This is a genomic window from Aeromonas sp. sia0103 (assembly GCF_963895295.1).
Classification (GTDB): domain Bacteria; phylum Pseudomonadota; class Gammaproteobacteria; order Enterobacterales; family Aeromonadaceae; genus Aeromonas; species Aeromonas encheleia.
Genome location: NZ_CAWQKG010000014.1, coordinates 1 through 988, shown reverse-complemented (window position 1 = coordinate 988; position 988 = coordinate 1). Strand labels below are relative to the sequence as shown.

Sequence of the window (988 nt, the reverse complement as noted above, 5' to 3'; positions counted from 1 at the left end):
GGATGCTGAAGACAATGTTGCCATCGCCGTCCACACCGTTGAGGGTGCCGCTGCCAACGGCCACCAGGGTGATGGCTCCGCCGTCGGTGGCACTCAGATTGGTTGACAGGCCACCCAGCGGGACGCCAGTGAAGCTCATCGTGCCGCTCAGCGTGCCGGCACCGTCCGAGCCATAGCTGCCCCCCACGTTGAACAAGCTGACCAGCCCGCCCACCACCTGGGTGGTGACCCGGGCCAGGGCCCCCGGCGCATCGTCGTTAACATAGCCATCGGCCCCTTCGCCATTGGCATAGTGGTCGGCCGCACCGGTAGTTTCATCCAGCGTCACCGCCAGCGCTGCCACGGCTTCGCCATTGGCCTCCACCGTCAGGGTCGGGCCATCGTCGTCGAAGCTGAACACCGAGCGCTCGCCATCGGCCAGCACGATGCTGTCCGAGACCCTCACCGGATCGCCATCGGCGTCGGTACGGATCACCTCATACTGCAGCGCCAGGCTGCCCTGATTCAGCAGCAGGCTCAGCGCTTCGTCAAACAGTCCGTCGCTGCCATGTGCCAGCGCTTCGAATTGGGTGGTTTGCAGTTGCAGCACGCCACCGCCTACATCGACGATCTGGATGCTGAAGACAATGTTGCCATCGCCGTCCACACCGTTGAGGGTGCCGCTGCCAACGGCCACCAGGGTGATGGCTCCGCCGTCGGTGGCACTCAGATTGGTTGACAGGCCACCCAGCGGGACGCCAGTGAAGCTCATCGTGCCGCTCAGCGTGCCGGCACCGTCCGAGCCATAGCTGCCCCCCACGTTGAACAAGCTGACCAGCCCGCCCACCACCTGGGTGGTGACCCGGGCCAGGGCCCCCGGCGCATCGTCGTTAACATAGCCATCGGCCCCTTCGCCATTGGCATAGTGGTCGGCCGCACCGGTAGTTTCATCCAGCGTCACCGCCAGCGCTGCCACGGCTTCGCCATTGGCCTCCACCGTCAGGGTCGG

Annotated in this window: 1 protein-coding gene; it reads right to left on the bottom strand. The window is 65.7% G+C overall.

Annotated elements, in window-relative coordinates:
- Window positions 1-988: DUF5801 repeats-in-toxin domain-containing protein (locus tag AACW18_RS08390; RefSeq protein ID WP_256352023.1), on the bottom strand; the 988-nt coding region annotated here is incomplete at both ends.